The organism is Microvirga sp. HBU67558 (genome assembly GCF_018069605.1).
GTDB classification, from domain to species: Bacteria; Pseudomonadota; Alphaproteobacteria; order Rhizobiales; family Beijerinckiaceae; genus Microvirga; species Microvirga terrae.
The window spans coordinates 48,398-54,663 of sequence record NZ_JAGPUP010000533.1 but is presented as its reverse complement, the minus strand read 5'-3'; the positions used below and the strand labels follow the sequence as shown (position 1 = coordinate 54,663).

General features: G+C 56.4%; 7 protein-coding genes. 4 read left to right on the top strand and 3 right to left on the bottom strand.

What is annotated here, in order from left to right:
- On the top strand, positions 1-248 hold a 248-nt coding region (locus KBI52_RS18675; RefSeq protein ID WP_210810127.1), incomplete at its 5' end, for a hypothetical protein.
- Between the two features lie 268 nt (positions 249-516).
- On the opposite strand, the gene KBI52_RS18670 is transcribed toward KBI52_RS18675, so the two are convergent.
- Positions 517-900: a hypothetical protein gene (locus KBI52_RS18670; protein ID WP_210810121.1), complete on the bottom strand. Its 384-nt coding sequence runs from the start codon at positions 898-900 to the stop codon at positions 517-519.
- Between the two features lie 395 nt (positions 901-1,295).
- Here KBI52_RS18670 and KBI52_RS18665 point away from each other — a divergent pair, with 395 nt between their 5' ends.
- Positions 1,296-1,712, top strand: coding sequence for a hypothetical protein (locus KBI52_RS18665; protein WP_210810115.1), 417 nt, complete (start codon positions 1,296-1,298; stop codon positions 1,710-1,712).
- Between the two features lie 816 nt (positions 1,713-2,528).
- On the opposite strand, the gene KBI52_RS18660 is transcribed toward KBI52_RS18665, so the two are convergent.
- Both KBI52_RS18660 and KBI52_RS18655 read right to left on the bottom strand, forming a co-directional pair.
- Entirely contained in the window at positions 2,529-2,744 is a 216-nt protein-coding gene (locus tag KBI52_RS18660) for a hypothetical protein (RefSeq protein ID WP_210810110.1), read from the bottom strand.
- Positions 2,745-3,017: 273 nt separating this feature from the next.
- Positions 3,018-4,559, bottom strand: coding sequence for a sensor histidine kinase (locus tag KBI52_RS18655; RefSeq protein ID WP_210810107.1), 1,542 nt, complete (start codon positions 4,557-4,559; stop codon positions 3,018-3,020).
- Between the two features lie 318 nt (positions 4,560-4,877).
- On the opposite strand from KBI52_RS18655, the gene KBI52_RS18650 reads away from it, so the two are divergent.
- Both KBI52_RS18650 and KBI52_RS18645 read left to right on the top strand, forming a co-directional pair.
- Positions 4,878-5,456, top strand: coding sequence for a hypothetical protein (locus KBI52_RS18650; protein WP_210810102.1), 579 nt, complete (start codon positions 4,878-4,880; stop codon positions 5,454-5,456).
- Positions 5,457-5,577: 121 nt separating this feature from the next.
- Positions 5,578-6,063 (top strand): hypothetical protein, encoded by a 486-nt coding sequence (locus KBI52_RS18645; protein ID WP_210810097.1) that lies wholly within the window; start codon positions 5,578-5,580, stop codon positions 6,061-6,063.
- The last annotated feature ends 203 nt before the right edge of the window (positions 6,064-6,266 follow it).

Genomic DNA, 6,266 nt, shown 5'->3' with positions numbered 1-6,266 from the left:
GGCCAACCGGGGTGCAGATGTTCGTCGAGGGAAAGTGGATCTGGGTGCCAGACCACACGATCCAGCATCGGGCACTAGCCGGTGACACGGGTGAAACAGACGGGGGGCATTGGTGCGGGCGGTTCGAGAACGGGCCTGGCTACGACCTGGGCTATGTAACCTACTGTGCAATCCTTCCGCCGAACCCGACAGCGATTATCGCGCCAGCGATTGCCCTTCATGAGCGCCGAGTCCAGCCTGTTCCGTAGCGGGTGCCATGCGAAGTTGGGATGCTGAAGTTCTACGGGCGCCTTGAGCCTGCGCTTCCATCTTCGCGGGATTGATGGAGTTCTTTCTCATCAATCAGGGGCAACTAAATGCACTTTGGGGCAATCGCAGTTCTCGGGACCGGTCTGGTCGCCTTAGTTATCTCTTATACCGCCGGCATTGGGATGGAGGACATCCGGGGTTAGGCATCTGGTGTGTTCCTGATTATGGGTGGGCTTTCTCCAGGTATCCAACGGCAATGTGAGTGTCTCAGTTTGGTTTTTCCTGTCGACACACCGGAAGTGACAGGTGGCTCGTCAGGACACCAACAATCTGGGCAACCTCTTCCCGAGGAATTGCGAAGGCAATCGGACCAAAGGCGGGGTGACTGAATGCGAGAAGCGACCCGTCAATAGGGGCTACCTGAATGTACCACTTGGGATTTGCGATGGTTTGTACCTTTGTACCTTCAAGCGGCTCGACCCGCTGACCGTCAACCATCTGCGTTCGTGCTTGCCCCAGCGAGCTGATGACCTGCGTGAGTTGCTCGAGGCCGAGCGTTATTCGGGCTGACAGACCTTCAACAGGCCCCATCTCGACGGTCACGGATTGCCGATTATCAGCCACTCGGACGCTAATGCGCGCTTCAGGCATGACACGTCTCCATGATGCTTCGAGGAGTGTGATGGCTACGCACTTGTGCCTAGAACCGACCTCGTCGAACAGCGGCCCCTCTTTCCCGGTAGTATACGCGCCATTTTGGAGAATGGATGGAGATGTTTGACTGCGCCTCTTGGAGGGCCCTCTTGAGCAGATGGGACCCAAAAAGGTCGAAACAAGGAAGCCCCAAGACACGCTCAGGACTCAAGAGCCTTTAGAAGACTATCACAGGTCAGATTGAGGAAATATCTCGCCTCCGGTGCGTCGTACGGGAACCGCAGCAATGTCTTAAATAGGGAATGAGAATGCAGCATTTTTCCTGTATAATCATTGCGTAGTGCGAGGAGTGTAGTGCAAGCGTCCCCTGAATGAATCAGGAGGGTCGTCCTATGGCTCACAACACCGAACTTGTCGCATATAAACTTTCAGGGATGGTCGACTCGCTTGATGTTCTGCTGAATGTCAAGAACGAGAGTGTCGTTAAAACCGCAACGATTAACGGTCATGACTATGCTTACATGACATTCGACGTCGTGACGGATCGGTATTCTTCAGAATCCTACGAACAACAGGTTATGAACCAATATAACGATCAGGTAGACTGGCTGTCAGGTTCCGGTAACGACACCGATATATACACGGGCCCCATGCCAGATAGTACCACGCCGAATGTCAGCAAATACACAGTTTTGTACGAACATGACACCGGAGACTATTCAGTAATCGGCGGCTTCCTTAACCGTCATTACGACCCAGTAACTGATACAAGCCTACTCGACAGGTCAGTTAGTCTAGCATGGACCTAGTCTGAATTACACGTATTAAAGGGGCCTACGGGCCCCTTTTCCTTGTTTAGCCATTGTGCACTCAACGGCCGACTTGCCATGCAACGTCGCCTAAGACAGTCTGCGCGCCCCTGATAAAAGAAAGCGCAAGACACGCTCAGGGGTTAGGTCAATTGCCAGGAGCAAGAAGCTCCCGCTCAGTGCGCCTTTGAAGAGGGCGTGGCCCCATCGGCAGACGCGAGGCTATCAAGGGCCTCCAGTTCAGGATTGGTCCTGATGAGTCTCTCTCGGCTATTCGCCAGTGACTCCCAGGTTCGTGCCATTTCCAGGAGCTGAGTGCGTTGCTCTCCTACAGGCATCTGCTTCGCCAAGGCCCTGCATTCCAGGGCGTGGGTCTGGTATTCCGCTATTTTGGTCATCTGCGGCTACCCGCCGTGTGCTTTCGGCTCTGTCGACATCAAGCTGGGCTAGTCTTGCCTGATCCAGTTCCAGTCCGACCAGTTTGCCCTGATGGAGTGGTATGCCAAACCTCGTGTCTGGCGAAGTGTACGCCCCTCAGAAGCCCCCACAATCACTTGGATTAATAAATCGCTGGCTGATAGATGCTTGGGGCTGTTGAGACAGCCCTGAGGTCAATTGCAGAGGAACGCCGCGCGATTGGTGGTTCTTTTAGGGATGCGTTAACCTTTCGGGCGCAGCCTCCCCTTGTGCCGTATGGCACGGTCGTTCTCCCTGGATGGTCGCAACAGCGGCCCACCTAGAGCGCCAGCCGAATGGGCGCTCTTTCTTTGCGGGATCTAGCGACGGAGAAGGCAATCCAGAGCGGGCCGGAAATGGTCAGCCCTCGTAGCGGGGCCGAATGAGCGGCTGAGCCCGGTTGACCAACCAACGGGGGCGCAGGCTGACGACCCACGACTGGGCAGATCCTTTGGCGCTGGATAACCCCGTATCGCACTCGGCGGGCTTGGGAGCCCATGACCGGTCGAAGTGGAAGAGGTCGTCCTCGGCCCGATGACGGGCGGTTCCTCGATAGATGGCGTTCTGCAGGCTCATGGCAATGCCTTGAGTTCTTACGGATAGAACAACGACGGAGCTTCTGCAGAGGTTCTCATTACAAGGTGAATTTGTAGCCGGTCCGATGAGAAGGACAGCCGGTCCGACCACAGGGACAATTCAGGGCTCCACGAAAGGAAATTTCCGCCTACGGTCCGATGACAGGGACCGTGACCCCTCCAACAGGCCCTGCAGCGGTCCGACCACAGGGACACATATAATCTACCAGATGGGGTCTGGGGTGGAGAGATGATGAACAGCGACTCATGTAGGTCAAGCCGCCCCTGCCTCGCGGACGGTGTGGTCACTCAGAGGCGCATCCACTCGAACTCGGATGCCTTCCGGCAGGTACTCCGTCCTGACGTCGCCTTGCAGTTGACGCCCAAGCACGCGCTCTAACAAGGTTGATCCGAAGCCCCTTCGCTTTGGCACTTCGACCGGCGGCCCGTTATGCTCTCGCCACTCTAATTGAAGACGCTTGTCTAGGTCTTTCCCTTCAACGGACCAGGTCACGTGTACGCAGCCGGTCGGAAGAGAAAGGGCTCCATACTTGGCCGCATTTGTAGTCAGTTCATGGACGGCCATGCCGAATGCCAAAGCAATACTGTCTGGAAGATGGACTTCAGGGCCATGAAGCTTCACCCGCTGGTGTCCGGTGTTGTAAGGCTCCAGCTCGGTTCTCAAGATCTGGTTCAGCGAGGCGCCTCCCCAGGCATCGTCCACAAGCAGCGTATGGGTCCTCGCGAGCGAGATGATGCGCTCGGTCACCGCGTCACTGAACTCTCGGATGGTCTCCGCCCTTCGGGCTGTCGAGTTAACGACAGCCTGAACGGTGGCGAGGGTATTCTTGACCCTGTGGTGTAGCTCCCGAACCATCAGGGCTTGGCGCTCCTCCGCACGCTTCCGCTCATCCGCCGCGTCCGCAAGCGCCGCGCTCACACTGTTGATCTCACGGATGGGTGTCTGAAGGACTGGAACGTCTGACCCTGCTCCCAAGGCACTGGCAGCGGCGGAAAGCCCCTCAATGGCTTTGGTAATGCGTCTGCCAAATAGATAGGCCAGCGCCGTCGAGAGAAGGGCGAGGCACAGACCCGTTGCGGCCAGCAGGCCTACGAGCCGCCTGATAGGCGCGTTTAGCGTCTCTTCCTCTAGACCAACCGCAACAATCCAATCGGACCCATCTACACGAGCATAGTGGACTAGCACTGGGACACCATCCAAGGACTGCGTCCGGAAATGGCCCGTTCGGCTTGTGACGCCGCGCATGAACTCCGTGGCTTCGGTTCCTACAAACTGCTGCTGACCACGAGTCCGCGCAATCACGCGGCCTGTTCTGTCCAGTACGGTCGCATACAGCCCGCTTCCAAGAGGCTCCTTGAGAATGACGTCAAGGATGCGTCTGGCAGGGACCGTGACATCAATGAAGTAGATAACTTCTCCCGTTGTTGGGCGTATGACCGGCGCAACTACCGCAACAAGAGGTTCCTTGTTGTAGGACCCGAGAAACAAGTCTGATACGGCAGCCTGCTTGGTGGTCAGTACCGTTTGGTCCACCTCAAGTGGTCGGGAGGGAAGGTTCTGGTCCTCCGTTAGCCGCGTGTTGAGCAAGAGTTGACCGCCAACATCACGGACAGCGATGTCGACTCCCAGAGAGCGAGCGACAGCAGCTGCTGTTTGACGTGACTCGGCGGGGTTCAATGAGCCCTGCAGGAGCCGAGGAGAGGAGGCAGTCACCTTCGCGGTGCCCATAACCGAGGCAATCTCTGTTTCAACCGCATCGCCAATACGATGCACAAGCTCCTGGCCGTTCTGCAAAAGATGTGCTCGCTCGGCACCAGCGTACTGCCAGAGAACCCATCCGACAAAAATAGTCGTGGGCAAAACAAGTAGGGAGCACAGCAGGCCCAGGTGCCAAGCGAGTGGGCGAGCCTGTGCCATTCCTTTTGTTAGGAACGCGCCTTTCACCCAAAATGCTCAAGCGTAGTTGACTTCGACATGTGGCCATCAATGCGTAAGAAGAACAATGAATTAGACCGTAACCCCACCTCCGATGTGGTATTATGGTACCGCATATGAGTTCTTCAATGATAACAATGGCTAATACAGTTAAGTTCCCACCCGGAGGCTGTTCACATGCCTCGTGACCGGCAGCGCCTCACTCTGGAGAGCGGACCCAAGCTGGATCTCGCTAAGCTCATTCCGAGCGGCGCCGGGAAACCCGACAGCCACATCCAATGTGTTCTCACCTATGGCTCGGGCGAAACCATCACAGCTACCCTGAAGATGTCGGACTACAGCGGCCTGCTGGACCTGTCCTTCCAGGGACGTCAGCAGTCATTCTCTCTGGTGCCGGAGCCGAGGCACTTTGGCGGTCTGCAGTGGTACGCTATCTGCCCGAGAACCGGGCGGCGCGTACGTGTGCTCTACAGGCCGCTTGGCGCCACGCTCTTTGCGAGCCGGCATGCCTGGGGCCGCAGGGCTGCCTATGCCTCGCAGTTCCTCGACCCTATCGGAAGGGCTTGGCGCATTAAGGCGAAAGTGCAAGCGGTCCTTCTTGGAAGTGAAAGCCAGGATGAGTGGGATCTCCCCCCAAAACCTAAGGGCATGCGCTGGGCGACGTATATGCGGTTGGTGGCTAAGTACGATGCCGCTGAGAATGCACTTGACTCTCACTGCGTGCTGGCTCTCGCCCGATTGATGAAAGTAGACTAGCTCTGATGCTTGGGCGGGCGCTTTCCTTTCGTCGAGAGAATCACCTTGTGACTTATCTGCCCAAGCATGGTGAGCCGTGCTACCGAAGCGCTGTTCAACTGCTTAGTACATAGGAGCAGAAATGGGCGACACAAAAGCCGATCCGACAGAACGCCGCCGGGTTGCCTTCCATGAGGCCGGTCACGGCATTGTTCTCTGGTCATTCAACATCAACGTCATGAGGCTGTATATTTGCGACAGCGGCGACGGCCAAGTCGCCGCTGGCAGCCCGACTCATCTTCCAATTCGTGACCAGATTGCAATTACGATGGCGGGCTGGGCGGGTGCGGAAATCGGTGGCTACCCACATTCTTCGCTCGAATGTGCGGAACTCACGTTGGATAGGCTAGCGGCTGAAGATATTGCAATTGGCGTTCTTGGTGCCAAAGATAACGACGCGGATGAGACTGCCATCCGAAGCCTGCTGGTCGAAGGCCGCGAAAAGGCGCGAATGATTATTGAGACACACCGAGCACGGTTTGAGGCAATTGCCGAGAGATTGTTCCTGGGTGGTGTGATAGATGCTGACGAAATCTCTAGCCTTCTGCCCAGCCTTGAGGCGCCTTAAACAAGAGATTTCGATACAGAGGCTATAGAGGAGTGAGCGGGGAGCTGCTTCGTTATAAACGGGTGCAAAATCGAGAGGCTGGATCTATCACCTAAAAGGGCTGAACCGCATCTGTCGCCTCAGGGGGCGAGAAGTGATATTGATGCGGTCAGACATACCCCATGTGTTCAAATTCCATTCCTGTCATGGCTTCTACCATTACA

Coding starts and splice junctions, on each gene's coding strand:
- KBI52_RS18670 (WP_210810121.1), bottom strand. CDS start 900: ATGCCTGAAGCGCGCATTAGCGTCCGAGTGGCTGATAATCGGCAATCC.
- KBI52_RS18665 (WP_210810115.1), top strand. CDS start 1,296: ATGGCTCACAACACCGAACTTGTCGCATATAAACTTTCAGGGATGGTC.
- KBI52_RS18660 (WP_210810110.1), bottom strand. CDS start 2,744: ATGAGCCTGCAGAACGCCATCTATCGAGGAACCGCCCGTCATCGGGCC.
- KBI52_RS18650 (WP_210810102.1), top strand. CDS start 4,878: ATGCCTCGTGACCGGCAGCGCCTCACTCTGGAGAGCGGACCCAAGCTG.
- KBI52_RS18645 (WP_210810097.1), top strand. CDS start 5,578: ATGGGCGACACAAAAGCCGATCCGACAGAACGCCGCCGGGTTGCCTTC.